Below are 26,479 nucleotides of genomic sequence, written 5' to 3' on the forward strand. Positions count from 1 at the left end.
ACGAAAAGTTTATTTGCAATATTCTATCTTTAAGCATTCAGAATTAATATTTGTTTTTGCTAGAAATACCAAATTATGTCCTGGAAAAAATTTAGCGGTGAAATCATTCACACTCCCATCCTTGAGGAAGTCGAATCAGCTATCGAGAGGGAATATTTTGCAGGAAATAAATTAAAGGTTTGTATAGGAACTGACTCGCAGGTTAAAGGTAATACTATTGATTTCGCCACTGTTATCGTGTTTCTGCGCCAGCAAAAAGGCGGCTTTATGTTTATTCAACAGGAGCGCAGTATACAAAAAATGAGTATTAGGGAACGCATGCTAGCTGAAGTGCAAAAATCAATTGAATGTGCTTATGCTTTATGCGACCTATTGGATTTATACGATGTAGATCTGGAAGTTCATGCAGATATAAACACAAATCCCATGTTTAAGTCAAACCAGGCATTGCATGAGGCAATGGGTTATATCTTAAGTATGGGATTTGTGTTTAAAGCTAAGCCTGAGGCGTTTGCCAGTTCTGCTTGTGCCAATAAAATGGTGCAGTAATCTTATTGAATATTTATGCGGTTCTTTAAAACCCTAAAATTTATAATAAGCTCCAAAGAGAAAACTTGGCGCACTTCCGGCACTTCCGGACGATTTTGTAAAGATATCAGAGCTCGCGTTATCCACTCTAACTTCAGGAATTAAAACCAGGTTACTCAACCGGATATTTCCCGAGAGCGTAGCAGAGAAAACATCTCCTCCTGTGGTGCCTGCAAAAGGACTGGTAATTCCATCCGAATCAGAGAAATATTCAGTTCTTAGCGTTACACCAAATGCTGGTTTCGGATCATAGTTGAAATATACTGCAGATCCCCACCAATTTTGAGAACCCATCCAATCGCCGGCGATAGAGTCGCGGCTCTGGGAAGTGGCAACCGTTCCATTATAGCCTAAGCTAAACTTTTCTGATACCGCCCCTGTCAGCACCAAATCAAACTGATTGTTGCGGCTATCCTTATTCATCTTACCCGCCAGCGCATTTAAATAAAGCTTGACCTTATGCTCCGCCATTGCCAGGCTGTACTGACCAATAACATACTTCCGAGAGAAGCTCGCAGATTTAAAATCCGACGGGTTTACAAATCCAAGCATGAAACCACTTTTACCTGCAGTGACGTCGGCTTTCAATCCGGTATGGAAGAAAGGACCATAAGAAAACATGTAACTCATGCTGTAATTCCGGTTAGCAGGGGCATCAACCAGCTCATATCCGATATGAGTGGCCCAACTTCCGCCGGTAAATTTCACGTTTTCCCAAGGCGAATAGCTAAGATAAAGCTGTTTGATGGCCAGCATGCTCTCCTCATCATTGTAGGAAAAATCTCTCGCCCTTTTACCAAATCCAATATCACCTACCACCCCCACTTTCCCCATCGTATGCTCCAGTTTAACTGAGAGCATACCTAACTCAAAAGAGTTGTGCGAGTTGGTGAAGCTTGTGTAATTATCGAAGTTATTTTCCGAGGGTGCCGGATCGAGAAAGCTATACCGATAATATGCGTCCGCAAAACCTGATATAATGGGCTTTGCCACTTGTATTGAGTCCTGAGCGAAAGCGCATGAGGATCCCGTGACTGCTAGAATAGCAGCCGTAATTTTTCTGTTAAACATAACTTAGGTCTTTTAAGAGAGTTAATTAATAGATGCGCTCTGGCTACATGAACATTTCTTTATCGAATTTTTGAGCGTCTTTTTCTTCACTTACACCGTTGTGAGTAACCAGCAAGGTCCCTTGAACATATTTTTCATTGTGCTGGCTTTCATCAAGACCCATCTCTTCATCTTCAGAAGATACACGGATTGGCTGAATGAAATTTATGAGTTTGAATATGGCGAAGGATACTGTGAAACTATAGAGAACTACGATGGCCGCGCCTTTTAACTGAATCAGGAAGAATGCAGGGTCACCATAAAATAATCCGTCTGGTCCGGCAAGGTTTACTGTTTTAGTAGCAAATACGCCCGTTAAGATCATTCCAACGATACCACCTATTCCATGGCAAGGGAACACATCCAGCGTATCATCCAGGGAAGTTTTAGCTTTTAAGGAGATGGCAATATTTGATATTATAGCTGCTACAAAACCAATGAATATACTTTGAGGTATTGCGATGAAACCAGCTCCAGGTGTGATAGCTACAAGTCCTACTACCGCTCCAATACAAAAGCCAAGTACGGAAGGTTTCTTTCCTCTTATTACATCGAAAAACATCCATGATAAACCAGCTGAAGCGGCGGCGGCATTTGTTGCTGCGAAGGCTGAAACTGCTAAAGCATTTGCACCCAATGCCGATCCTGCATTAAAACCGAACCAGCCAAACCAGAGCAGACCGGTACCGATTAATACATACGGAATGTTAGCAGGTGGAATTTCTCTTTTTTCCATATGCACCTTGCGACGCTTTAATACTAAGGCACCTGCCAGGGCCGCGCAACCGGCAGAAATGTGAACCACTGTTCCTCCGGCAAAGTCAAAAACCCCCATTGCAAATAAGAATCCGTCAGGATGCCATGTCCAATGGGCCAGAGGAAAATAAACAAACAATCCAAACAGCGCGATAAACACAATGTAGGAAGTGAAACGAATCCGCTCTGCTACTGCACCAACTACTAAACCAGGAGTAATTATGGCGAACATTAACTGGAAAGTTGCAAATAAAGCCAACGGTATAGTTGGGGCAAGGCTCCATGGAGCGCCGGAACTAACGTCTTTGAAAAAAGCAAAAGTTAAAGGATTTCCAATAAAGCCGCCAATGGACTCACCGAAAGCCATGCTAAATCCTACGGTTACCCACAGGATGGTGGTAACGCCCGCGGCCACCACACTCTTTATCATGGTGGAAATCACATTTTTACGGTTTACCATTCCTCCGTAAAAGAATGCCAGACCTGGCGTCATTAAGAATACCAATGCCGTGGCTACAATAACCCATGCAATATCGGCCCCCACATACTTTCCGTCATCGACAAAAACAGGAAGCGAGGGGACAAACATCGCAGCGATTGCAATACCTGCCAAAATGGTGAACGGCGCAATTTGTCTGAAAGTAAGCTTTTTCATTTCCCTATCTTTTTAATTGAATTTAGTTTAACGACCTATTCGTTATGTCAAATTTAATAAAAGACAGGTATTTTTTTATAAAAATCATTAAAACAAGTAAACTTTTGTTAAAAATGCAATAAAATTTAGGTAATATTTAAAATAACATCAATTTAAAAGACAATTAATAACTAGTTTTTGCAATAATCGCAGAAAATAATAAGCAATAATTCTTTATAACCAAGTTATTTAGGGGATTTCAGTGAAATTATTAAATAAATGACCAAATTTTAGATCTAAAAACCTATAAATCCCAAAAAAAACAGAAGGTTAAATTGAAAGAACGGCTCCCGATTTAAAAAAAGTCGGTAATTTCTCTTAAAAAGAGGCAAGTGCATCAGTTCTTCGTGTTTTTGCAACGAATGAATTAAACGCATTAAAACCTTTTCTATTGAGTATGACGTTCGCCAAATACGGGTATTAATGTCGCTCGATAATACTTGGAAAATTAGTGGATCGTTTAGAGATGACCAGCTAATAGCGGCAGAAAAGTGAAAACCTGAGATGAAAAAGAAAACCAGAACTTTCTAGGCACGAAAGATCCTCCTGACTGGAAGATCAGGTAGGGAAATGCTTTACGAAAAGGGGTTATTGAAAAATACTTAGAGTAGAGGGCGCATACCTGCTTCCCTGCATCACTCCCATTCGCTCGAGCCTTTTATCTATATAGCTTTGAATTTCTGACTTCTTCATACCCCAGTTCGGCGCAATCAGCAAGTCATAATCAGACAGGCCAAAAATGCGTTGAAGAACAATGTCAGGTCTTAGCAATGGAATAAAGTCAGCGAGGAAGTCAGTATATTCATCGATAGTGAATAGCTTAAATGGATCTTTTGCAAACTTCGCTCCCATAATAGAGCCCTTAACCACATGCAGATGATGGAGTTTCACGAATTTAACCTGTGGAAAACGGTTAATCTCATGGGCATAGCGGAGCATCATTTCATGAGTTTCCCAGGGAAAACCAAAAATTGTGTGCAAACAGATATCGATCTTACTACTGTTCGCCAGGTTTAAGGCAATCTCAAGTTCCTGGTGGGTACATCCGCGATTAATCTTAAGAAGGGTTTCATCATATATGGATTCCATGCCCATCTCAAGATCCACATCAAAACGATCTGCGTAGCTTTCGAGCAAAGCGACTTTCTCGAAATCGATACAGTCGGGTCGGGTTCCAACGGATAAGCCGACTACATTTTCTGTATTTATACTTAAGGCCTCATCATAAAGCATCTTTAAATAATGCGTGGGGGCATAGGTATTCGTATTCGGCTGGAAATAAATAATGAACTTTTCGGCTTTATAATTTTTGAAGGCACGTTCCATACCCTGCTCAATCTGTTCACGAATGGTAGGTAACTTACGTGACAACTCGGGAGTGAAAGAATCTACGTTACAATAGGTACAACCCCCGTACCCTTTGCTTCCGTCGCGGTTCGGGCAGGTAAAGCCAGCATCGGCAATGATCTTATATACCTTTTTACCATCGTACTTATTTCGCAAATATGCGCCGTAATGATTGTAATTCTTATGCCCGAAATCTAATGGAGTGCTCAAATCTTTTATTTTTGCAAATATACGATTTCCACCCCGTACCAATTAAGCCCATTCTATGATCCGGATATACTATAAAAAGGAAAGAAGACTTGCAAAAGAAACTGATCTAGAACTGCTGCGAAGTATCCCCCTGGAAAGTTTGATTTGGGTGGATCTGCAAAATCCGACAGTTGAAGAAAAGGTGACGGTGGAAACCTATTTCGATATCAAGTACTCCTCTCATGAAGAAGCTTTAGAAATTGAGAGTTCCTCACGTTTTAATGAGGTGGAAGAAGAACTGATCATCAACTCAAATTTTTTATCTGTTAGAGATGGGGGCTTTAACTACTACCCCGTTTCAATTGTTCTTGAAAAGGGAATATTGTTCACTTACCGGGATAATGACCTGAAGACCTTTGGTGACTCCGTTAAAAGGATCCGGTCAAACCCCGGCGGTTATGAAAACGGTTATCATATACTTTTAACAATATTGGAAACAGGCATTGACCAGGATGCAGATATCATTGAAGGGCTTGCAAAGGAGATTGCTGATTTGAATCAGCAGCTCACCATCACTCAAAAGCGCGCAGATGAAAAAATACTTCATACGATCTCTCAGTACCAAAACAATAATATGATGATGAGGGAAAACATAATTGATAAGCAGCGTCTTGTATCCTCATTAATGAAAAGCGGATTATTCCCCGAAGATTATACCAGTGTTCTGCGGATCATGATTAAAGATATTGGCTCTTTGATTGAACACAATAAGTTCGCGTTTGAGCGGCTGGAGTATCTGCAAAACAATTTTATGGGCCTTGTTAATATTGAACAGAATCGGGTTATTAAAATTTTTACGGTAGCCACGGTCGCATTTATGCCGCCCACACTTATCGCCAGTATATATGGTATGAACTTTAGATTTATGCCTGAATTGTTGTGGAATTATGGTTATGCCGCTGCTATTATCCTGATGATCTTATCATCGGCAACCACTTTACTCTATTTTAAAAAGAAAAACTGGCTTTAATTCCCAAATGAATGGCTAATTGACAAATTAGCAAATTAACACATTAACAATTAAGGGTACATTTGTTATAGATTTTTCAAGCACGCTATGGATATTGTTGAAGTATATAAACCTAAAAATAAAATACGATTTGTTACGGCAGCCGCCTTATTTGACGGTCACGATGCGACAATCAATATTATGCGCCGCATCTTGCAATCATCTGGCGCCGAAGTCATACACCTTGGTCATAACCGGTCGGTTGATGAGGTTGTAAACTGCGCAATCCAGGAAGACGTGCAGGGTATAGCCATGACTTCATACCAGGGGGGCCATATTGAGTACTTTAAATATATGTACGACCTGTTGCAGGAGCGTGGCGCCGGACATATAAAGATATTCGCTGGCGGTGGCGGGGTAATCCTTCCGTATGAAATAGAAGAACTGAAAGAATACGGTATTTCTCAGATCTACTCTCCGGACGATGGTCGTAAAATGGGCTTGCAGGGTATGATCAATGACATGATGATGCAGTGCGACTTTCTGACCAGAACTAAGCTGAACGGTGAGTTCAAAGGAATTCTAAATAAAGAAACTAAAGCGATTGCGTCTGCTATAACTGTTGCTGAAAATCATCCGAAAGAAGCAGAGCAATTTTTAAGCGAGATAAAAAAGCTTATACAGGGAAAAATGATACCTGTGTTAGGTATTACAGGTACCGGAGGCGCAGGTAAATCATCTCTGGTTGATGAGCTGGTCCGTCGTTTTTTGGTAGAAACTGATAAAACGCTGGCTATTATTTCCGTGGATCCCTCCAAAAGAAAAACAGGAGGAGCTTTACTTGGAGACAGGATACGCATGAACTCAATTAACAATCCGCGGGTTTACATGCGTTCCTTGGCGACGAGACAAGCTAATCTGGCCCTTTCAAAATATGTACAGGAATCTATTGATATCTGCAAAGCGGGTGGCTTCGATCTTATTATAGTAGAAACATCAGGTATAGGGCAATCGGACACCGAAATAACAGAGCATTGCGATGTATCCTTATATGTAATGACTCCCGAGTTCGGGGCAGCTACTCAACTTGAAAAGATTGACATGCTTGATTTTGCTGACCTGGTAGCCATCAATAAGTTCGATAAACGGGGTGCACTTGACGGGATCAGGGATGTCCGGAAACAATTCAAAAGGAACCATCAACTATTTGATGCGAAGGATGAGGATCTTCCGGTGTTTGGCACCATGGCATCCCAATTTAATGATCCGGGTATGAATAACCTGTTCTCGGCAATCATGAGAACCATTACCGATAAAACAGGTGTAGATTTCAAGGCTCAGATGGAGTTGTCTGTTAATCAGTCTGAAAAGATTTACATCATCCCGCCTGATCGTACAAGGTATCTTTCTGAAATCGCCGAAGCAAGTCAGGATTATGATGAATGGGTGAACAAACAATGTAAGATCTCCCGGCAGATGTACCAGATTAGAGGAGTCCTTGATCTGGCTGAAGAAAGTAAGGATCTTTCCCTCGGAGAAGGTTTGAGTGAGACCTACAAACATCTTGAAGAAAACCTGGATGGAGAATGCAGACGCATGCTTCGTGAATGGCCAGAAACCAAGAAGCGCTATAAAGAGGATAATTTCATATTTAAAGTCCGGGATAAAGAGATTAAACAATCGCTTTATTACGAATCGCTGTCAAAGTTGCGCATTCCGAAGATTTCCTTACCAAGATATGAAGACTGGGGAGATATTTTACGCTGGCTTTTAACAGAAAACGTCCCCGGTGAGTTCCCTTATGCTGCCGGCGTTTTTCCTCTTAAACGCGAAGGTGAAGATCCTACCAGGATGTTTGCAGGAGAAGGCGGTCCGGAACGTACTAACAAACGATTCCATTATGTGTCTTTAGGTCAACCGGCACATCGCCTGTCCACGGCTTTTGATTCAGTTACCTTATATGGCGAAGATCCGCACATCCGTCCAGACATTTACGGTAAGATCGGAAATTCTGGAGTGAGCATTGCCACGCTGGATGACGCAAAGAAACTGTACTCAGGCTTCGACCTTTGCCATGCTTCTACGTCAGTGTCAATGACTATTAACGGGCCTGCACCCATGCTGCTTGGCTTCTTTATGAATGCGGCCATTGATCAGCAATGCGAAAAGTATATTAAGGAAAATGGTCTGGAGAAAGAGGTTGATGCAAAGATCAACGATATCTACCGCGCCAGAGGTGCTAAGCGTCCTTACTACCAGGGTGAACTTCCACAGGGTAATGATGGTTTAGGCCTGATGCTTTTAGGAGTTACCGGTGACCAGGTTTTGCCGAAAGATGTTTACGGAAAAATCAAAGCTTACGCTATAGCGAGTGTTCGTGGAACAGTGCAGGCCGATATTTTGAAAGAAGACCAGGCTCAGAATACTTGCATATTTTCTACAGAGTTCGCTTTGCGGATGATGGGTGACATTCAGAAGTACTTTATCGACAACAAGGTGCGAAACTTCTATTCGGTTTCTATATCCGGGTATCATATTGCCGAGGCTGGAGCTAATCCGATTTCGCAATTAGCGTTTACTTTGAGCAATGGCTTCACTTTCGTGGAATATTATTTAAGTCGCGGAATGAACATTGATGACTTCGCTCCTAACCTATCGTTCTTCTTTTCAAACGGTACGGATCCTGAGTATTCGGTGATAGGTCGTGTGGCAAGAAGGATTTGGGCAAAGGCTATAAAAAACAAGTACAAAGGGAATGACCGGTCACAGAAACTAAAATATCATATTCAAACCTCCGGCAGGTCCTTGCATGCCCAGGAGATTGATTTCAATGATATAAGAACTACTCTGCAGGCCCTCTATGCAATTTACGATAACTGTAATTCGCTGCATACCAATGCCTACGATGAAGCCATCACCACGCCAACCGAAGAGTCCGTTCGTAGGGCAATGGCTATCCAGCTGATCATTAACAGAGAGTTGGGTTTAGCTAAAAATGAAAATCCATTACAGGGATCTTTTATCATTGAAGATCTGACTGACCTGGTTGAAGAAGCCGTGCTGACAGAGTTCAAGCGCATTAATGATCGGGGAGGCGTGCTGGGCGCTATGGAAACCATGTACCAACGAGGAAAGATCCAGGAGGAATCGTTGTACTATGAAACCTTGAAACATACTGGCGAATATCCGATTATCGGGGTCAACACTTTCTTAAATAAAAACGGATCCCCAACTATTGTTCCTTCTGAAGTCATCAGGGCAACCGAAGAAGAAAAGCAGTTTCAGATTGCAGCTCTAGAAGCATTCCAGAATAGAAATAAAGAGGTTTCATCACAGTTTTTAAAGGATTTGCAACAAAAGGCTGTTTTGGGTCAAAACATTTTTGACAGCTTGATGGAAGTATGTAAAGTTTGCTCTTTAGGGCAGATCTCTAACGCCTTATACCAGGTTGGCGGGCAGTATAGAAGGAATATGTAAAACGAACCTAGTCTGACACAAATAAGCCGGTAACCCACAAGTACCGGCTTTTGCTTTTAAAGAATTTATTATTAATTTTTAATAGAGCTAGCATCTCCTATTTTCTAAATAACTTAATAAAACATTGTGCTTATTATAACTTTTATGTAAGCTTGTTTTAAGAACTATGGGTTAACTCATTATGCGTATTTCAAGATGACAGCCTCCACTCGATTTTTGTCGTTGGATGTGTTCCGGGGAATGACTATTTGCTTCATGATCATCGTGAATACTCCCGGCAGTGGAGCTACTCCCTTTGCGCCTCTTCTACATGCCACATGGCATGGATTTACACCTACTGATCTTGTCTTCCCTTCATTTTTATTTGCCGTCGGAAATGCAATGAGTTTCTCAATGCTTAAAAACAAGGGCTTGGGAGATAAAATCTTGATCAAAGTAGTCAGACGAACGATCCTTATTTTTTTATTAGGATATCTGATGTACTGGTTTCCCTTTTTCCGTACTGATAGTACGGGGAGCCTTTCTCTTTCGCCAATTAGTGACACGCGGATAATGGGTGTACTGCAAAGAATAGCCTTATGCTATTTTTTTAGTTCAATAATGATCCACTATTTATCTATTAAAAAAGTCCTCCTGCTTTCCGGTGGTTTGCTGCTCCTATATTGGATCTTATTGTTGCTGTTGGGGGCTCCGGGAGATCCTTTCAGTATGCAGGGGAATGCCGGTGAGTATCTCGACAAATTCCTATTAGGATCAAGTCACCTTTATCATGGTGAGGGGGTGGCTTTTGACCCCGAAGGCATATTAAGTACGATGCCCGCTATTGTTAATGTGGTGATAGGATACTATGCAGGGAAGTTTTTGCAGGAAAGAGGCAAAAGTTATGAAACTCTGACAAAGCTTCTTCTGATAGGATGCTTATTCATTTTTATCGCTTTATGCTGGAATATGGCCTTTCCCATTAATAAGAAACTCTGGACAAGTTCGTTTGTACTCTTAACCACCGGTCTAGACCTCATCATTATCTCCGGATTTGTTTATTTACTAGAAATGAACACACAAAAGATATGGAAATGGACCTGCTTTTTTACCGTATTTGGTAAAAACCCTTTGTTTATATATCTTCTGTCCGAATTACTGATTGTTGTCCTTTACATGATAAATGTAGCACCTGATACAAATTTGGTTACCTGGATAAATGCTAATATTTATCAAGTGGTGGCCCCTGGTCCTTTTGGTTCCTTGCTATTCGCACTTTCTTTCATGACGGTATGCTGGCTTATTGGATTAATTCTCGACAGAAACAAGATTTATATAAGAGTTTAAGTAACTAATAACAAAAACAAGAATGCTATGAAGTATCTATTATTACTAATATCCCTTTTTGTAATTTCCGCAAAACCGGATGGTGCTGATTTTAAAAAGCTCTTTAACGGAAAAGATCTTACCGGCTGGACCGTTCACGGTACAGAAAAGTGGTATGTAGAAAAAGGTGAACTTGTTTGCGAGAGCGGACCAGATAAACAGTATGGCTATCTTTCTACAGATAAGAAATACAAAAACTTCGTCCTTGACCTTAAGTTCAAACTGGAGGCTAACGGAAACAGCGGAGTGTTTATTCGTTCAGGAATAGAAGGCACTAAAATCAGCGGCTGGCAGGTTGAAGTAGCTCCACCGGGAAGTAGTACTGGTGGTATTTACGAATCCTATGGACGAGGATGGCTTATTAAACCCACTGCAGAAGCTGAAAAGAATCTTAAACCCGACAGCTGGAATACCATGCGAATCCGGATGGTAAATGATCAGGTGACAACCTGGCTTAATGGTAAAAAGATGATTCAGTTAAAAGATGATAAGCTTGGGCAGGGTGATGGCTTTATTGCGTTGCAAATCCATGATGGCGGTGGAATAAAAGTTCGGTGGAAAGACATCCAGGTTAAAGAACTCAGGTAGTATATTATTCACACAATTTTACCAATTAACTTTAAGCATACATGAAAGAAGATTCTCAAGACTCCCGAAGAAGTTTTATAAGAAAGCTGGCTGCAACCACCGCTGCAGTCGCAGTTGGATCCAATGTTTTTGCATCAGAAGAAGCTCAGTCAACCTATCACGAATTAATAAAAATAAAACCTGGCTTTAGTGCCAATGATCAGATTAACATTGCGTTAATCGGTGCCGGCGGTATGGGTGTTCAGGATGCCCTGACTGGGTTGCAAGTGCCGGGAGCCAAACTGGTGGCAGTATGTGATCTGTATGATGGTCGTTTAAAGGAGGCCCAAACACGATGGGGGTCTGATCTTTATACAACAAGAGCCTACAAAGAGATTTTAAGCCGTCCGGATGTTGATGCGGTGATCGTGGCAACACCAGACCATTGGCACCAGCAGATCTCCATAGATGCAATGAAAGCTGGAAAGCATGTGTATTGCGAGAAGCCGATGGTTCATTCTATAAATGAGGGACCGGATGTTATCAAAACACAGAAACAAACCGGCAAAGTATTCCAGGTTGGAAGCCAGGGTGTGTCATCTTTAGGAAATGAAAAAGCCAAGCAATTGCTGGAGGATGGCGCTATCGGAAAACTAATTTATGCCGAGGGCTTTTGGGCACGTCACTCTCCCCTTGGCGCATGGCAATACCCAATTCCAGCGGATGCATCGCCGCAAACCGTTGACTGGGACACCTTTGTTAGTAATACCAATAAGAAGCCCTTCGATGCTACCCGCTTTTTCAGATGGAGGAATTACAAAGATTATGGAACCGGTATGGCAGGAGACCTTTTTGTGCATCTTTTCTCAAGCCTGCATTTTATAACTGATTCCTTTGGTCCTAATAAGGTATATGCTTCTGGAGGTTTAAGATATTGGAAAGACGGCCGGGAAGTTCCCGACGTCCTATTAGGTACGTTTGATTATCCTGAGAGCAAAGCTCACCCGGCATTCAATCTTTCGCTAAGATGTAATTTCGTGGATGGCACAAGCGGCACTACCTATCTAAAGCTGGTCGGAACAGAAGGGTCTATGGATGTTACCTGGGACAGTGTGACTTTGAAAAGGAACAAAAGCTTTGCATCTGACGACCCGTTCTATATCGAGCAGATGAGAAAAGCAGGAGCTGAAGCCTCCGGAAGAAAACGGATTCTCCCACCTGAAGAATATACCTTTGCAGCAGAGAAAGGTTATTTAGGTGGACCTTACGATCATTTTGTCAACTTCTATGATGCCATCAGAAACGGTGGAAAGGTAGCTGAGGACGCCGTGTTCGGCTATCGCGCTGCTGCACCTGCGTTGTTGTGTAACGACAGCTACAATAAGGAAACTGCCATATTATGGAATCCTAAGAAAATGCAATTGGTATAGTAATTAATAACACTCGAAATTATCAGCAATAAAAAAAGCGGACTTTTTTTCAAAGTCCGCTTTTTTTGTTTAACCGGCTATCCAGGTAAACTTATATTCTAATGACGGAGTTTTCATTCGTTCGGCAACTCGCAGCAGACGATTTGGCAGCTGTAAAACATAATCACGGGCTTTCTCACCGCTTTCATTCAGGTCACCAAGGCTCTCCACATTCCAGTCAATAATCAATTGCTTCATGATGTCTACATAGTCAACTGCGGTATATACTCCTAAACGCTGGGCAGCATCGGTAAAGTGACCGAAAGTTTGTCCGATGTTCAGACCAACCTCACGTAAGAAGTGAGCCGGCATAACAATTTTTTGGCGCATCATATCTTCGAAGGCTATCATCGCTTCATTTGGATCAACACGGAAGATTTCTCCCATAAAATCTTTGTAGGCCTTAGCATGACGGGCTTCATCTGAAGCAATTACACCACACATTTTAGATAACAGCGTGTCACCTGCCTTTTTAGCAAGAGATGCTACACGACGATGAGATATATTGGTAGCTAATTCCTGAAAACTTGTGTAAATAAAGTTACGGTATGGATCGTGACCCGTGCCTATATCGAAGCCGTCAGCAATTAAATACTGGGTAGATACTTCCATCTGACGCATGTTTACCCGTCCTGAAAGGTATAAGTATTTATTTAAAAGATCTCCGTGACGGTTTTCTTCAGCGGTCCATAAGCGTACCCATTTCATCCAACCCTGGCTCTCGTCTTTCGAGATCCCCTCAACCATAGTTAGCCATGATTCATAAGTTGGAAGTGCTTCTTCAGTAATGGTATCACCAATCAGAACGGCCATCAAGTCATATGAGATATCGCGAGCATTTTCCTGAAGTTCTCTAACTCCCTGGAAAAAGTTGTCTTGAGTCGAGTCAGGTAGAAAATCTGCAGGCTGCCAATTGGTATCAATAGGTTTTAAGTATTCATCCATTGTTTCGAGCATGAATTTTTCAACATGCTTCATTACTTCGCCACGGGCTCCAAAACTAATATCCATCGTTTGATTTTAAAAGGCCAAATATAAGAATTAACGGTGGGTTGAATGAAGATTTTTGTAATAAAGCTGATTCGGACTTACAATTAAAAGTTCGCAACAATAGCGCAAAATTTCAGTTAACCGCGTGAGAACCAAAACTCTGAAAAATAATAAATAGCCTGGGGGAAGTTGCTTCCCGTAATCTTGAAAACTATAGATATTAAAAAACTACGTCCTTATCATCCTTCTCGCCACCGTTATAAAGCTTTGATACGAGTCGGATTTCTCCGTAACTAATGTCATTTCCCAGTTGTTGTTTTAATGCATTAAGATCGCTATCCGGGAAAGAGTTAAGGGCTGTTTCAATTAATTTCACTCTGTCAGCATCTACTAACTCAGAAAGTTTAATGTCGCCATTTATCACGTAATGTGCCAAATGTCCCTGAATTGTCCCTACCGTAAAGCCCCGTAATTCGGCAATTTGCTGTGGTGTTTTACCGGATTGATAATGCTCGAACGAGGTAAGCTTAGTATCTGTTTTCGGTGTTTTGGACTCTTTATCCTTTTTAATTTTACTCTCGCTCTTATTAGAAGAACTTGCTTTTTTCCCAGAGTAAGTATCCACTTTAAATGATGGAACAATAAAACGTCTGCGTGCTTTGTAATATTCGTCCACCGTAAATGTCGCTTTAATTCCAGTTATCATATGCTGTTTCAATGCCAGAGCTGCAAATAGATCATTTAACGCATCATCAAAGTTTTGCGCTCTCGTTTTACTATCTGTTTCTACAGAACATTTCTTTATGCAAGTGATTACATCCTCTGTTTTTACGCTAAAGTAGGTTGATGCAGCCGCAATTCTCTTTTGAAGTTCCTCTGGCAAAAGATCGGTCATAGCAAACAAGTTCCTCAGTTGCGCCTGGAACTTTCTTGCTGTAACCTGTACCTCATCCAGGAGATGGCGAAGGCTTAGAATAAAATCTTCGGACTCCAGATTAAAAGATCCTGAATTAGCTTGAAAAAGATGTTCCAGGTTTGCTGCCTGACTTATCCCTATTTCGAAATCAAAAAGTTGAACGAGTAACTGCTCCTGAAACCTTTTCTTTTCCCCTGATAAAGATCTCGCAGTTTCTTCAACGGCTGGCTTACTATTACTGTGCGATACTATATTCTGATCATTGGAGAGACTGCCAGGATTAATAGGGCTCATAAGAACTAACCCCTCCAGGGAAGTGCAGCGACTCAATGCAACATAAACTTGCCCAGGCGCAAATGCTTTACCCGCGTCAATAATTGCACGCTCAAAAGTTAAACCCTGACTTTTATGTATGGTGATCGCCCAGGCAAGACGGAGAGGAAATTGCAGGAATGTGCCGACAACTTTCTCCTCGATCAACTGGGTTGTCGCATCCATGTCGTACTTCATGTTTTCCCACAAATATTGACTCACAGTTATCGGCTCACTTTCATTTGGACACTGTACCTGTATAGTATCTTTATTAATCGCGGTTATTGAACCTATTTTGCCATTATAGAATCGCTTATCTTTTTCAAGGTCATTCTTTATAAACATCACCTTTGCTCCTATCTTAAACTCCAACTTGGAGTCAATGGGGTAGATATTTTCAGGATACTCTCCCTTGATCAAAGCGCTGAACGTCTCGGTCTTCCCGTTCAGCATCGTTAATTCCTTCGTATTAATTTCATCCGCTATATAATTGTGGGTGCTTAGTGTGATATAATTATCCTCTTTAGCAGCTACAAACTTTGGATCATACCGGTCGTTAAGTAGAGCATATCCTTCCGGCGATAGATTGTTATTCCGGACCTCGTTTAAAACTTTGATGAAGTTCTCGTTTTTCTGCCTGTAAATCTTATCGAGCTCGATATAAACAGGAGGCTGTTGCATCATCACCCGGCTATGGAAAAAGTACCGGCTTTTATAAAAGGAAGAGAGTTCACTCCAAACAAGTTCATTGGCAACCGGCGACAGCTGGTACATATCACCAATTAATAATACCTGGACCCCACCAAAGGGTTCATTGGGTCTATGTCTGAAATGCCGTAACAAAACGTCAATAGCGTCCATGGTGTCGCAGCGAACCATGCTGATTTCATCAATAATAAGCAATTCCAGTTCCTGAAAGATCTTACGCCGGGTGGTATTGATCTTTACCCTTCCAATTAATTCATTTTTACCGGCTACTGCGTTGCTCACCTGGCCCTTCTGCTTTTCCGGCAGATATGGATGAAAAGGTAATTGAAAAAATGAATGAATTGTAGAGCCACCCGCATTTATAGCAGCTACACCGGTAGGCGCCACAACCGCAGTTTGTTTGTGAGTATGTTGCCTGATCTCTTTTAGGAACGTCGTCTTACCGGTCCCCGCTTTCCCTGTTAAAAAAACGGCCCGATTGGTACGATTAATAAAGTCAGTAGCTAGTTGAAAGGGCAGGGTAAATGATTCCATCTTGAGCAAGGGCTAATTTACAATTTAAGCTTTTGTTGCCAACTTATCCTACTTAGAAGATAATTGGGCGGTGTGATATGAAAACTGAGCCAATTCAGTGAAAAAGTAAAGGCAAAAAAAAACCCTCATCCGATTATGGACAAGGGTTTTATAAAATTGGGCACCGACCTACTCTCCCACCTTTTACGGCAGTACCATCGGCTCTGGCGGGCTTAACTTCTCTGTTCGGAATGGGAAGAGGTGGACACCGCCGATATAGGCACCTGAAGATCTTTGTCAGTAATTAGTAGTTAGTATACAGTACTTAGATGAACTAGCGTACGGATACTGACCTTTACAGAGCGTGGTTAGTCCGTGTGACCGGTATCTAACTACTACGTACTCTGTACTAAGTACTCACATAATATCTTAACATACTGGAAAAAGTACTTGAATAAGAAAACAACAATATATACTACCTGCCTTATGCATGCCACTCCTCAAGGAAATGGGTGCATGAAGAAAGCTTCGGGTAATTAGTATTACTTGGCTATGATGTCACCACCTTTACACCTGTAACCTATCAACGTCGTAGTCTTCGACGACCCTCAATGGAAATCTCATCTCATGGCTAGTTTCGCACTTAGATGCTTTCAGCGCTTATCTATTCCCAACGTAGCTACTCTGCAGTACACCTGGCGGCATAACAGATTCACTAGCGGTTGGTCCAACCCGGTCCTCTCGTACTAAGGTCAGCCCCATTCAAATTTCCTACGCCCACAACAGATAGGGACCGAACTGTCTCGCGACGTTCTGAACCCAGCTCGCGTGCCACTTTAATCGGCGAACAGCCGAACCCTTGGGACCTTCTCCAGCCCCAGGATGTGACGAGCCGACATCGAGGTGCCAAACCTCCCCGTCGATATGAGCTCTTGGGGGAGATCAGCCTGTTATCCCCAGCGTACCTTTTATCCTTTGAGCGATGGCCCTTCCATGCAGAACCACCGGATCACTATATCCGCCTTTCGACCCTGATCGACTTGTCTGTCTCACAGTCAAGCAAGCTTATGCTATTGCACTCCTCGTACGGTTACCAAGCGTACTGAGCTTACCTTTGAAAGCCTCCGTTACCTTTTTGGAGGCGACCACCCCAGTCAAACTACCCACCAAACAATGTCCTCCACATAGTAGAGTTAGACACCGAATACAGAAAGGGCGGTATTTCAAGGTTGATTCCACGACTCCTAGCGAAGCCGCTTCACAATCTCCCGCCTATCCTACACATCCTGTATCCAATATCAATGTTAAGTTGTAGTGAAGGTGCATGGGGTCTTTCCGTCCCGTTGCGGGTAACCGGCGTCTTCACCGATACCACAATTTCACCGAGCTCATGGCTGAGACAGCGCCCAGATCGTTACACCATTCGTGCAGGTCGGAACTTACCCGACAAGGAATTTCGCTACCTTAGGACCGTTATAGTTACGGCCGCCGTTTACTGGGGCTTCAATTCAATGCGTCGCAGCTTGCGCCACTAACATCCCCTCTTAACCTTCCAGCACCGGGCAGGTGTCAGGCCTTATACCTCATCTTTCGATTTTGCAAAGCCATGTGTTTTTGTTAAACAGTCGCCTGGGCCTTTTCACTGCGGCTGACATTGCTGCCAGCGCCCCTTCTCCCGAAGTTACAGGGCCATTTTGCCGAGTTCCTTAGCCATGATTCACTCGAGCACCTTAGGATTCTCTCCTCGACTACCTGTGTCGGTTTACGGTACGGGTTTTTATAACCTGAAGCTTAGCGGGTTTTCTTGGAAGTCTGTTTACCTGCTCTATCCACTCACCCGAAGGCTCGCGGTACTATTGGGTTTCAGCTAGACCAGCGGATTTGCCTACCGGTCCAATACCTACGCCTTTTAACGATCTATTCCGTCAGATCGCGGCAGTGTCACTACTCCGTCACCACATCGCAGTTATAAAAAGTATGGGAATATTAACCCATTATCCATCGGCTTCCCCCTTCGGGTACACCTTAGGCCCCGACTAACCCTGATCCGATTAGCGTTGATCAGGAAACCTTAGTCTTTCGGTGGGCGGGTTTCTCTCCCGCCTTATCGTTACTTATGCCTACATTTGCTTTTCTGTCCTCTCCACCACGGCTAACGCCTGTAGCTTCACTGATGACAGAATGCTCCCCTACCACTCACGTACTATTTCAACGTAAATCCATAGCTTCGGTATACCACTTAATGCCCGTTTATTATCCATGCCCGATCGCTCGACTAGTGAGCTGTTACGCACTCTTTAAATGAATGGCTGCTTCCAAGCCAACATCCTAGCTGTCTGTGCAATCGGACCTCGTTAGTTCAACTTAGCGGTAATTTTGGGACCTTAGCTGATGGTCTGGGTTCTTTCCCTCTCGGCGCGTGACCTTAGCACCCCGCGCCTCACTGCCGTGTATATTTAATTAGCATTCGGAGTTTGTCTGGATTTGGTAGGATTTGACTCCCCCGCACCCAATCAGTAGCTCTACCTCTATTAAACTTAACCACGACGCTGTTCCTAAAAACATTTCGGGGAGTACGAGCTATTTCCCAGTTTGATTAGCCTTTCACCCCTACCCACAGATCATCCGGAAACTTTTCAACGTTTATCGGTTCGGTCCTCCAGTACGTGTTACCGCACCTTCAACCTGTCCATGGGTAGATCACAAGGTTTCGCGTCTACCCCCTCTGACTATACGCCCTATTCAGACTCGCTTTCGCTTCGGCTTCGTGTCTAAAACACTTAACCTTGCCAGAGAGGAGTAACTCGTAGGCTCATTATGCAAAAGGCACGCCGTCACAGAACAAGTCTGCTCCGACCGCTTGTAAGCACACGGTTTCAGGTTCTATTTCACTCCGTTATTCACGGTTCTTTTCACCTTTCCCTCACGGTACTAGTTCACTATCGGTCTCTCAGGAGTATTTAGCCTTACCGGATGGTGCCGGTAGATTCCCACAAGGCGTCTCCGACCTCGCGGTACTCAGGATCCTACTAGGTTATCATTGCTTACGCGTACGCAGCTGTCATGCTCTATGGCCAGGTTTCCCAACCTGTTCTGCTTCACTTTGATATACCATGTTGTAGTCCTACAACCCCAGTATTGCCGTAACAATGCTGGTTTGGGCTGTTTCCCTTTCGCTCGCCACTACTCAGGAAATCACTATTGTTTTCTCTTCCTCCGCTTACTTAGATGTTTCAGTTCAGCGGGTTTGCGCATATTTGCAACTAGTCTTCAACTAGTTAGGTTTCCCCATTCGGAAATCTTCGGATCAATTCATATTTGCTAATACCCGAAGCTTATCGCAGCTTATCACGTCCTTCATCGCCTCTGAGAGCCTAGGCATCCCCCGTGTGCCCTTTCTTACTTTCTTCTATCTTATACGCTTTTGCTCGTATAGATATGCTTTTATAAATGAGATCAACTTACTCTTAGTTGTTTGCACAACTTAAAGGGTTGTCCCTACTGTTGTCTTCTCTTTCAATTACTTTTTTTCCAATATGTCAAAGAACGTTCTTCAATTAGCTAATGAGCAAATGTGCTGATTAGTCAATCGAAACGCGGATAATCACGGTGTCGAACCGTTTAAAGACCCCTGATGGTCAATTTCCTGTTGTTAAAATGTCAAGTATTAACCCTCGCGGTTAATGGTACTGTGTACTTCAATTTGCTCATTTGCTAATTCACTCATTGTATTAGTGGAGAATAACGGATTCGAACCGTTGACCCCCTGCGTGCAAGGCAGGTGCTCTAGCCAGCTGAGCTAATCCCCCGAAAAATTAAACCTGGTAGTCCCGAGCAGATTTGAACTGCTGACCCCTACATTATCAGTGTAGTGCTCTAACCAAACTGAGCTACGGGACTGTGTAGTTAAAGAGTGAGTATCAGTTAGAGATTATTAAATCACATGATCCTGTTCTCATCTCATCCCCGGTCTCAAAATGGAGCACCCTGATGGCTCATCTTTTGGGTTGTCTTTTAATGTCTTTAATTAAAGAATATCAGTAGCATAACGAGTGTAGTCGGCACACTCTCTAGAAAGGAGGTATTCCAGCCGCACCTTCCGGTACGGCTACCTTGTTACGACTTAGCCCCAATTATCGGTTTTACCCTAGGACGCTCCTTGCGGTAACATACTTCAGGTACCCCCAACTTTCATGGCTTGACGGGCGGTGTGTACAAGGCCCGGGAACGTATTCACCGCAGCATTGCTGATCTGCGATTACTAGCGAATCCAACTTCATGAGGTCGAGTTGCAGACCTCAATCCGAACTGTGAACAGCTTTTTGAGATTGGCATCCTGTTACCAGGTAGCTGCCCTCTGTACTGCCCATTGTAGCACGTGTGTAGCCCCGGACGTAAGGGCCATGATGACTTGACGTCGTCCCCTCCTTCCTCTCTGTTTGCACAGGCAGTCTGTTTAGAGTCCCCACCATTACATGCTGGCAACTAAACATAGGGGTTGCGCTCGTTGCGGGACTTAACCCAACACCTCACGGCACGAGCTGACGACAGCCATGCAGCACCTAGTTTCCTGTCCTTGCGGACTGTTCCATCTCTGGAACATTCAGTAACTTTCAAGCCCGGGTAAGGTTCCTCGCGTATCATCGAATTAAACCACATGCTCCTCCGCTTGTGCGGGCCCCCGTCAATTCCTTTGAGTTTCACCCTTGCGGGCGTACTCCCCAGGTGGAATACTTAACGCTTTCGCTTAGACGCTAACTGTATATCGCTAACATCGAGTATTCATCGTTTAGGGCGTGGACTACCAGGGTATCTAATCCTGTTTGATCCCCACGCTTTCGTGCCTCAGCGTCAATTGCACCTTAGTAAGCTGCCTTCGCAATTGGTGTTCTGTGACATATCTATGCATTTCACCGCTACTTGTCACATTCCGCCTACCTCAAGTGTATTCAAGCTCATCAGTATCAAAGGCACTGCGATGGTTGAGCCACCGTCTTTCACCCCTGACTTAATAAGCCGCCTACGCACCCTTTAAACCCAATAAATCCGGATAACGCTTGGATCCTCCGTATTACCGCGGCTGCTGGCACGGAGTTAGCCGATCCTTATTCTTACAGTACATTCAGCTCTCTTCACGAAGAAAGGTTTATTCCCGTATAAAAGCAGTTTACAACCCATAGGGCCGTCTTCCTGCACGCGGCATGGCTGGTTCAGAGTTGCCTCCATTGACCAATATTCCTTACTGCTGCCTCCCGTAGGAGTCTGGTCCGTGTCTCAGTACCAGTGTGGGGGGTCATCCTCTCAGATCCCCTAGTCATCGTCGCCTTGGTGAGCCGTTACCTCACCAACTAGCTAATGACACGCATGCCCATCTTAATCCTATAAATATTTGATCATTGAATGATGCCATTCTTTGATTTTATGCGGTGTTAATCTCTCTTTCGAGAGGCTATCCCCCTGATTAAGGTAGGTTGCATACGCGTTACGCACCCGTGCGCCACTTTCCCAGAGAGCAAGCTCCCTGGTATCGTTCGACTTGCATGTATTAGGCCTGCCGCTAGCGTTCATCCTGAGCCAGGATCAAACTCTCCATTGTAAAAATGATGCTTGTCTTGACTCTATTCGTATCTCAAATAGAATCTGCTCTTCATCTTCCTGCCGAAGCATTCCAAATCGAGCGTGTTGTATCTATATTAGTCTACCGACTATAAAAAAACGAGTTTCTTATTTACTCGTTACGCTACTTGACATTTCTTTAAAGAACTTCTCGCCGGCGCCTCGCGGTTTGGCTGATATTTTTGATCGGTCGTGCAAGCATTGCTGCTCTCATTTCCCGTTTAAATCTTGTTGTTGTCCTGTCCGGCATCGCGCCTTTCAGTGTTTGTTTTTTAGACTTGCTGTGTCTCTCCCTGTTTGGGATTGCAAAGGTAGAAAAGATTTTGTTATCTGCAAATTATTTGTGAAAATAATTTGGAGCCCTTTCTATGTGAAAATCTGCACCAGCTTATTCGCCAGTGCCATTTTTACTCCTTTACCTAACCTGTCTGAGAACGTCCGCTTTCCTTCGATTGCGGAGTGCAAAGGTAACAGCTTTTTCCTCTCTGCCAAACTTTATTTGAAAATAATTTCTGGCTCCCTTTCCCTGCTGCTGAAAGACTTTCAATTCGGCCTAAACCTCCTCTCTAACTCTTTCTTTTAACCTCTAACTTCTCTAAGAACAATTCCGCTTTGCTTCCTTAGCGGGTTGCAAAAGTAGAAACATTTCCCAATCCGCGCAACTATTGTTTTAAAAAAGTCTCCCCGCTAAGGTAACCCCCTGAAAACGAGATCGAAAAAGTTTGATGCTTCGGCTTTTGCGCTCTGAATAACAACTGGTTCGACGAAAAGTTTAGCCGGTAACGCAACTTCCTCGTAGTTCACCATATACTGACTATATCCTTACAGGGTGCTTACAGGCTTTTGATCGAAGGATGATATAGTAAGCACATAGTAAGTATATAATAAGCATATAGTATGTGGCGATCCAGATGGACGGCAGATTCCCTTCTGGTTACTTGATAGAATTAATAAATACAATAACACGTGAAATAGAGATTGAGCATTGATTCTAATGGATAACGTGAATAAGCTTTTAGCCTTAATCCGTAAACTTTTGATACCGATACTGTATTTTTGAACCATTATGAGTTCAAAACTTCCACCTCCCTTTATCAGATCCTTAAAAGAGAATTTCGGTTTAGAAGACGAACTATTAGTAGACTCTATAGATAAAGGTGAATTTGTTACCTCCGTCAGGTTGAATCCCTTTAAAACTTCAGATCGATTTATTGATGAGGAAGTAGTTCCCTGGTGCACAAGCGGGCGTTATTTAGAAGAAAGACCAAATTTCACAACTGACCCGCTTTTTCACGCAGGTTGCTACTATGTTCAGGAAGCATCATCTATGTTTCTGGAGCAGGCGTGTAAAACAACTCTGAAAGATGGTAAACCCATCCGCGTTCTTGACCTCTGCGCAGCGCCTGGCGGGAAAAGCACTTTAGTCAGTTCTCTGCTTTCTCCTGATAGCCTATTAGTATCAAACGAAATCATTAAAACACGGGTACCCATCCTTACCGACAATCTTAACAAATGGGGCCCCACAAACATATTTGTCTCAAATAACGACCCGCGCGATTTTAAACGACTTCCTGGTTACTTTGATGCTATCGTAGTGGATGCGCCTTGCTCCGGGTCGGGTATGTTTAGGAAGGACCCCGCGGCCATATCCCATTGGTCTGAAAGTGCTGTTCAACTATGCAGCGAAAGGCAGCAACGTATTCTGGCGGATGTTTATTCATCCTTAAAAGAAAACGGAACACTGATCTATTCAACCTGCTCTTATTCCAGGCAGGAGAATGAAGATATTGCCGACTGGTTATGCGGAGAATTTAATATGTCTACTATAAGGATACCATTAATTGATAACTGGGGAATCCAGGAAACGGTCTCTGAGAAGAAAGGGGCTTATGGATATCGGTTTTACCCTCATAAACTTAAAGGAGAAGGCCTTTATATGGCATGCTTCAGGAAGAATGATAAAGCGGAAGAAACGAAGACGAAACGAGCGTATCAGCCTAAAGCTAATCCTAAAGATGAAGAGTTGATGCAAAAGTGGCTTAAGCCTGCTTCTGATTTCATTGTCCAGGCTCTGAATGATGAACAGTTTGCAATTCATTCAGGGCATTTTGCAGACCTGGAGATCTTGAAAACGAAACTCTATCTAAAGAAGTCGGGTACCCGGATTGGAAAAGTTATGGGCAAAGATATTATACCTCATCATGAACTGGCACTAAGCCTGATTAATAATCCGGGAACACCGAAGCTAAATTTAACGGCTGAACAAGCTGTGGAGTATTTAAAAAGGAACGAAGTAAAAGCAACCGCGGATTTTCAGGGGTGGGCTTTAGTATGCTATAACGACCATCCTCTCGGCTGGGCTAAAGTATTATATAACCGCATCAACAACTATTTCCCTAAAGAATTACGAATTGTTAACCAGAGACTCTAACGGCTTGGTTAATATTGGCCGGTGGAAAGAAGTACCAGAGTACAGGCATCCATTGTTTCTATACCATTTTTCTCCGCAAGTTCTTCTAACTCCTGGTTTTCAGTTCCCGGATTAAAGATAATACGCTTGGGTTTCGTCTTTACAATATAGTCGAAATACTCAGTTTGATGCTGAGGTCCTACATATAGCGTGATCGTATCTACATCCTGATGTATCTCTCCGGCTCTTTCTATCGGCACGCCGGCTACTTCACCGGTTTTAATTCCTACGTTGACTATATCATGGCCATGGGCTGTTAAGCGATGAGCGGCTAAGCTCGCGTAGCGACCCGGGTTATTTGTAGCTCCTATTATTAATGTCTTCTTCATCTTTATTAAAATTTTTGCAGCAGCGATATTTGTCCTGAATGATATGCCAAGTGCTGAATTATACCATTAACCAACTCCGAATAAGGACCGATTGTTACATCTAACTCTGCTCCCGAATCCACAACCATCTTGTTCCATTGATCACCATTAAAATCTCTGATGTACTCAAGCAAGTTTTGATGCACAATTTTGAAATCCGCAAGCATCGTCTGCCATCTCTCCAGGTCGGTACCTGAAACTGTCGGCCAGTCTCCACGTAAGGGCTCTGAAGCCGGCTTACCCTGAAGCCGTCCAAGGGCTTCATCCGTCCATACAGTTAGATGCAGAACCAGTTCGGCAATTGAGTGGGCACCTGGAATCCAGTGGCTAAATACCTTTTCGGGGTTAGAAGCCTCAACGATTTCCAACGAGCTTTTACCATGCCAGGGTTGTCCGTGGTAGGCATTGCTAAATTCCTTTGATAAATCCATACGCTATATAACTTACCTTATGATCGCATCGGCACAATTCATTCCGTCAATGGCTGCAGAAACTATGCCACCGGCATAACCCGCTCCTTCACCACAAGGGAACAACCCCTTTACCTGGGGATGCTGTAAAGTCACTTTATCGCGGGGTATTCTGACAGGTGATGAAGTTCGTGACTCCACTCCTACCAGAATTGCTTCGTTAGTATAATACCCTTTCATTTTTCTGCCAAACAGAGGTAAAGCCTTTCTTAAGCGCTCATATATAAATGCCGGTAAAACCTGATCGAGCTGTGCGCTCTTTGTTCCCGGCAAATATGAATTAACCGGCAAACTGTCTGATAGTTTTCCATTCACAAAATCAATCATCCGCTGTGCCGGGGCTACCAATTTGCCACCACCTGCAATGAAAGCAAGCCTTTCAATTTCGTGCTGATATTTAAGTAGCTTAAAGGGATCGGTATCATCACCGGGAACATCTTCTAAGCCAACCTGTACTACGGTACCGGAATTGGCAAAAGGATTGTTTCGCTTGGAAGGAGACCAACCGTTTACTACGATCTCTTCCTGCTGGGTAGAACAGGGTGCAATAATACCTCCCGGACACATGCAAAAAGAAAAGACTCCACGACCATCAACCTGTTCGACCAAACTGTAATAAGAAGGTGGCAGATACGGTCCGCGGTCGGCCATGTGGTATTGTGCCTGATCGATAATATCCTGCGGATGCTCGATACGAACACCCAGAGCAAACGGCTTCGATTCAATGAGAGTATTCTGCTCGTGCAGTAAATACAGAATATCATGAGCGGAATGTCCGGTAGCCAAAATCACTGAATCGGCTAAAAACTCAGAACCTCCTTCTGTTTCCACCCCTTTAAATACGCCAGACTCAATTTTGAATCCGGAGACCTTACAATTAAAATGAACTTCTCCACCGGCGCGTAATATACTTTCGCGGATGGATGTAATTATTTGAGGCAGCTTATTAGTTCCAATATGGGGTCTGGCATCGATTAAGATATCGGGAGTAGCACCGTGGGCGACAAAATACTTCAGAACCTGGTTTACATCACCACGCTTGTTTGAGCGAGTATATAGTTTACCGTCAGAGTACGTTCCCGCCCCGCCCTCACCGAAACAGTAGTTTGATTCCGGATTTACCAGCCCCTCCTTATTAATAGCAGCCAAATCACGTCGGCGTTCCTTAACATCCTTACCACGCTCAAGTATGATCGGCTTTAAGCCTAATTCCAAACAGCGGAGAGCAGCAAACAATCCGGCGGGACCAGCACCAACAATTAAAACCGGCTTACTCTTATCTACTTCAGGATAGTCAATAGAAAATACTTCGGGAACATGAACTTCGGAAATATAGACCTTAACTTTAATACGATAAACAACTTTTCGCCCGCGAGCATCAATTGATCGTTTTAAAACCTCAACATGATTTACTTGTTCTGCCTTTAATTTGAATGTTTCTGCGGCAGCAGCGCGGATCGCGTCTCCGTCGTTTATTTGCTCTGGCAGTAAAACCAGTTCGACTTCTCTAACCATATAATGTTGCCGGGTTTTTATCCCGGATTT

15 protein-coding genes, 2 tRNA genes and 3 rRNA genes are annotated in these 26,479 nt (G+C 43.2%); 7 read left to right on the forward strand and 13 right to left on the reverse strand.

Features of this window, described 5'->3' with window-relative positions; translation table 11 throughout:
- Positions 1 to 75 precede the first annotated feature (75 nt).
- On the forward strand, positions 76 to 549 hold the full coding sequence (locus tag AC1MCB_RS12905; RefSeq protein WP_479965132.1) for a ribonuclease H-like YkuK family protein: 474 nt from the start codon (positions 76 to 78) through the stop codon (positions 547 to 549).
- A gap of 33 nt (positions 550 to 582) precedes the next feature.
- Here the strand turns inward: AC1MCB_RS12905 and AC1MCB_RS12910 are convergent, their stop codons facing one another.
- The 3 genes from AC1MCB_RS12910 to mnmL form a co-directional block, all read right to left on the reverse strand.
- The gene (locus tag AC1MCB_RS12910; protein ID WP_479965133.1) at positions 583 to 1,659 is read right to left on the reverse strand and encodes an outer membrane beta-barrel protein; all 1,077 of its coding nucleotides are present in this window, start codon (positions 1,657 to 1,659) and stop codon (positions 583 to 585) included.
- Positions 1,660 to 1,702: 43 nt separating this feature from the next.
- Positions 1,703 to 3,109: an ammonium transporter gene (locus AC1MCB_RS12915; RefSeq protein ID WP_479965134.1), complete on the reverse strand. Its 1,407-nt coding sequence runs from the start codon at positions 3,107 to 3,109 to the stop codon at positions 1,703 to 1,705.
- Positions 3,110 to 3,736: 627 nt separating this feature from the next.
- Positions 3,737 to 4,705: a tRNA modification radical SAM protein MnmL/YtqA gene (gene mnmL, locus AC1MCB_RS12920; RefSeq protein WP_479965135.1), complete on the reverse strand. Its 969-nt coding sequence runs from the start codon at positions 4,703 to 4,705 to the stop codon at positions 3,737 to 3,739.
- A 55-nt stretch (positions 4,706 to 4,760) separates the two neighbouring features.
- Between mnmL and corA the strand changes: the two genes are divergently transcribed.
- The 5 genes from corA to AC1MCB_RS12945 all read left to right on the forward strand — a co-directional run bounded on the left by corA (position 4,761) and on the right by AC1MCB_RS12945 (position 12,532).
- Positions 4,761 to 5,714, forward strand: a complete 954-nt coding sequence (gene corA / locus AC1MCB_RS12925) for a magnesium/cobalt transporter CorA (protein ID WP_479965136.1) — start codon at positions 4,761 to 4,763, stop codon at positions 5,712 to 5,714.
- Positions 5,715 to 5,801: 87 nt separating this feature from the next.
- Complete coding sequence (locus AC1MCB_RS12930; protein WP_479965137.1) at positions 5,802 to 9,170, forward strand: methylmalonyl-CoA mutase family protein; 3,369 nt, start codon at positions 5,802 to 5,804, stop codon at positions 9,168 to 9,170.
- A 195-nt stretch (positions 9,171 to 9,365) separates the two neighbouring features.
- Positions 9,366 to 10,496 carry an acyltransferase family protein gene (locus tag AC1MCB_RS12935; RefSeq protein ID WP_479965138.1) on the forward strand — a complete coding sequence of 377 codons (1,131 nt, stop codon included), beginning with the start codon at positions 9,366 to 9,368 and terminating at the stop codon, positions 10,494 to 10,496.
- A gap of 27 nt (positions 10,497 to 10,523) precedes the next feature.
- Positions 10,524 to 11,123 (forward strand): 3-keto-disaccharide hydrolase, encoded by a 600-nt coding sequence (locus tag AC1MCB_RS12940; RefSeq protein WP_479965139.1) that lies wholly within the window; start codon positions 10,524 to 10,526, stop codon positions 11,121 to 11,123.
- Positions 11,124 to 11,164: 41 nt separating this feature from the next.
- On the forward strand, positions 11,165 to 12,532 hold the full coding sequence (locus AC1MCB_RS12945) for a Gfo/Idh/MocA family protein (protein ID WP_479965140.1): 1,368 nt from the start codon (positions 11,165 to 11,167) through the stop codon (positions 12,530 to 12,532).
- A gap of 69 nt (positions 12,533 to 12,601) precedes the next feature.
- Here the strand turns inward: AC1MCB_RS12945 and AC1MCB_RS12950 are convergent, their stop codons facing one another.
- The 7 genes from AC1MCB_RS12950 to AC1MCB_RS12980 all read right to left on the reverse strand — a co-directional run bounded on the left by AC1MCB_RS12950 (position 12,602) and on the right by AC1MCB_RS12980 (position 21,606).
- Positions 12,602 to 13,582 (reverse strand): acyl-ACP desaturase, encoded by a 981-nt coding sequence (locus AC1MCB_RS12950; protein ID WP_479965141.1) that lies wholly within the window; start codon positions 13,580 to 13,582, stop codon positions 12,602 to 12,604.
- 199 nt (positions 13,583 to 13,781) lie between these two features.
- The gene (locus AC1MCB_RS12955) at positions 13,782 to 16,031 is read right to left on the reverse strand and encodes a helix-turn-helix domain-containing protein (protein WP_479965142.1); all 2,250 of its coding nucleotides are present in this window, start codon (positions 16,029 to 16,031) and stop codon (positions 13,782 to 13,784) included.
- Between the two features lie 155 nt (positions 16,032 to 16,186).
- Positions 16,187 to 16,298 (reverse strand): 5S ribosomal RNA (gene rrf, locus AC1MCB_RS12960).
- A 228-nt stretch (positions 16,299 to 16,526) separates the two neighbouring features.
- A 23S ribosomal RNA gene (locus tag AC1MCB_RS12965) occupies positions 16,527 to 19,420 on the reverse strand.
- 325 nt (positions 19,421 to 19,745) lie between these two features.
- Positions 19,746 to 19,819, reverse strand: a tRNA-Ala gene (locus AC1MCB_RS12970).
- Positions 19,820 to 19,832: 13 nt separating this feature from the next.
- Positions 19,833 to 19,910, reverse strand: a tRNA-Ile gene (locus tag AC1MCB_RS12975).
- A gap of 174 nt (positions 19,911 to 20,084) precedes the next feature.
- A 16S ribosomal RNA gene (locus AC1MCB_RS12980) occupies positions 20,085 to 21,606 on the reverse strand.
- Together the 16S, 23S and 5S rRNA genes with 2 tRNA genes alongside form the textbook arrangement of a ribosomal RNA operon.
- Positions 21,607 to 22,692: 1,086 nt before the next feature.
- Here AC1MCB_RS12980 and AC1MCB_RS12985 point away from each other — a divergent pair.
- A complete protein-coding gene (locus AC1MCB_RS12985; protein WP_479965143.1) occupies positions 22,693 to 24,057 on the forward strand; it encodes a methyltransferase RsmF C-terminal domain-like protein in 1,365 nt (454 codons plus the stop codon).
- Positions 24,058 to 24,065: 8 nt separating this feature from the next.
- Here the strand turns inward: AC1MCB_RS12985 and AC1MCB_RS12990 are convergent, their stop codons facing one another.
- From AC1MCB_RS12990 to AC1MCB_RS13000, 3 genes are read right to left on the reverse strand one after another with little or no spacing between them, the layout of a single operon-like run.
- Positions 24,066 to 24,425, reverse strand: coding sequence for a CoA-binding protein (locus tag AC1MCB_RS12990; RefSeq protein WP_479965144.1), 360 nt, complete (start codon positions 24,423 to 24,425; stop codon positions 24,066 to 24,068).
- A gap of 5 nt (positions 24,426 to 24,430) precedes the next feature.
- Positions 24,431 to 24,895 (reverse strand): DinB family protein, encoded by a 465-nt coding sequence (locus AC1MCB_RS12995; protein WP_479965145.1) that lies wholly within the window; start codon positions 24,893 to 24,895, stop codon positions 24,431 to 24,433.
- A 12-nt stretch (positions 24,896 to 24,907) separates the two neighbouring features.
- Positions 24,908 to 26,449, reverse strand: coding sequence for an NAD(P)/FAD-dependent oxidoreductase (locus tag AC1MCB_RS13000; protein WP_479965146.1), 1,542 nt, complete (start codon positions 26,447 to 26,449; stop codon positions 24,908 to 24,910).
- Positions 26,450 to 26,479: the final 30 nt, after the last annotated feature.

Source organism: Daejeonella sp. AP26 (assembly GCF_056680515.1).

What these genes read in the sequence shown, in the direction of transcription:
- corA (WP_479965136.1), top strand. Translation starts at nt 4,761, where the DNA reads ATGATCCGGATATACTATAAAAAGGAAAGAAGACTTGCAAAAGAAACT.
- AC1MCB_RS12950 (WP_479965141.1), bottom strand. Translation starts at nt 13,582, where the DNA reads ATGGATATTAGTTTTGGAGCCCGTGGCGAAGTAATGAAGCATGTTGAA.
- AC1MCB_RS12935 (WP_479965138.1), top strand. Translation starts at nt 9,366, where the DNA reads ATGACAGCCTCCACTCGATTTTTGTCGTTGGATGTGTTCCGGGGAATG.
- AC1MCB_RS12985 (WP_479965143.1), top strand. Translation starts at nt 22,693, where the DNA reads ATGAGTTCAAAACTTCCACCTCCCTTTATCAGATCCTTAAAAGAGAAT.
- AC1MCB_RS13000 (WP_479965146.1), bottom strand. Translation starts at nt 26,449, where the DNA reads ATGGTTAGAGAAGTCGAACTGGTTTTACTGCCAGAGCAAATAAACGAC.
- AC1MCB_RS12940 (WP_479965139.1), top strand. Translation starts at nt 10,524, where the DNA reads ATGAAGTATCTATTATTACTAATATCCCTTTTTGTAATTTCCGCAAAA.
- AC1MCB_RS12945 (WP_479965140.1), top strand. Translation starts at nt 11,165, where the DNA reads ATGAAAGAAGATTCTCAAGACTCCCGAAGAAGTTTTATAAGAAAGCTG.
- AC1MCB_RS12910 (WP_479965133.1), bottom strand. Translation starts at nt 1,659, where the DNA reads ATGTTTAACAGAAAAATTACGGCTGCTATTCTAGCAGTCACGGGATCC.
- AC1MCB_RS12995 (WP_479965145.1), bottom strand. Translation starts at nt 24,895, where the DNA reads ATGGATTTATCAAAGGAATTTAGCAATGCCTACCACGGACAACCCTGG.
- AC1MCB_RS12930 (WP_479965137.1), top strand. Translation starts at nt 5,802, where the DNA reads ATGGATATTGTTGAAGTATATAAACCTAAAAATAAAATACGATTTGTT.
- AC1MCB_RS12905 (WP_479965132.1), top strand. Translation starts at nt 76, where the DNA reads ATGTCCTGGAAAAAATTTAGCGGTGAAATCATTCACACTCCCATCCTT.
- AC1MCB_RS12955 (WP_479965142.1), bottom strand. Translation starts at nt 16,031, where the DNA reads ATGGAATCATTTACCCTGCCCTTTCAACTAGCTACTGACTTTATTAAT.
- AC1MCB_RS12990 (WP_479965144.1), bottom strand. Translation starts at nt 24,425, where the DNA reads ATGAAGAAGACATTAATAATAGGAGCTACAAATAACCCGGGTCGCTAC.
- AC1MCB_RS12915 (WP_479965134.1), bottom strand. Translation starts at nt 3,109, where the DNA reads ATGAAAAAGCTTACTTTCAGACAAATTGCGCCGTTCACCATTTTGGCA.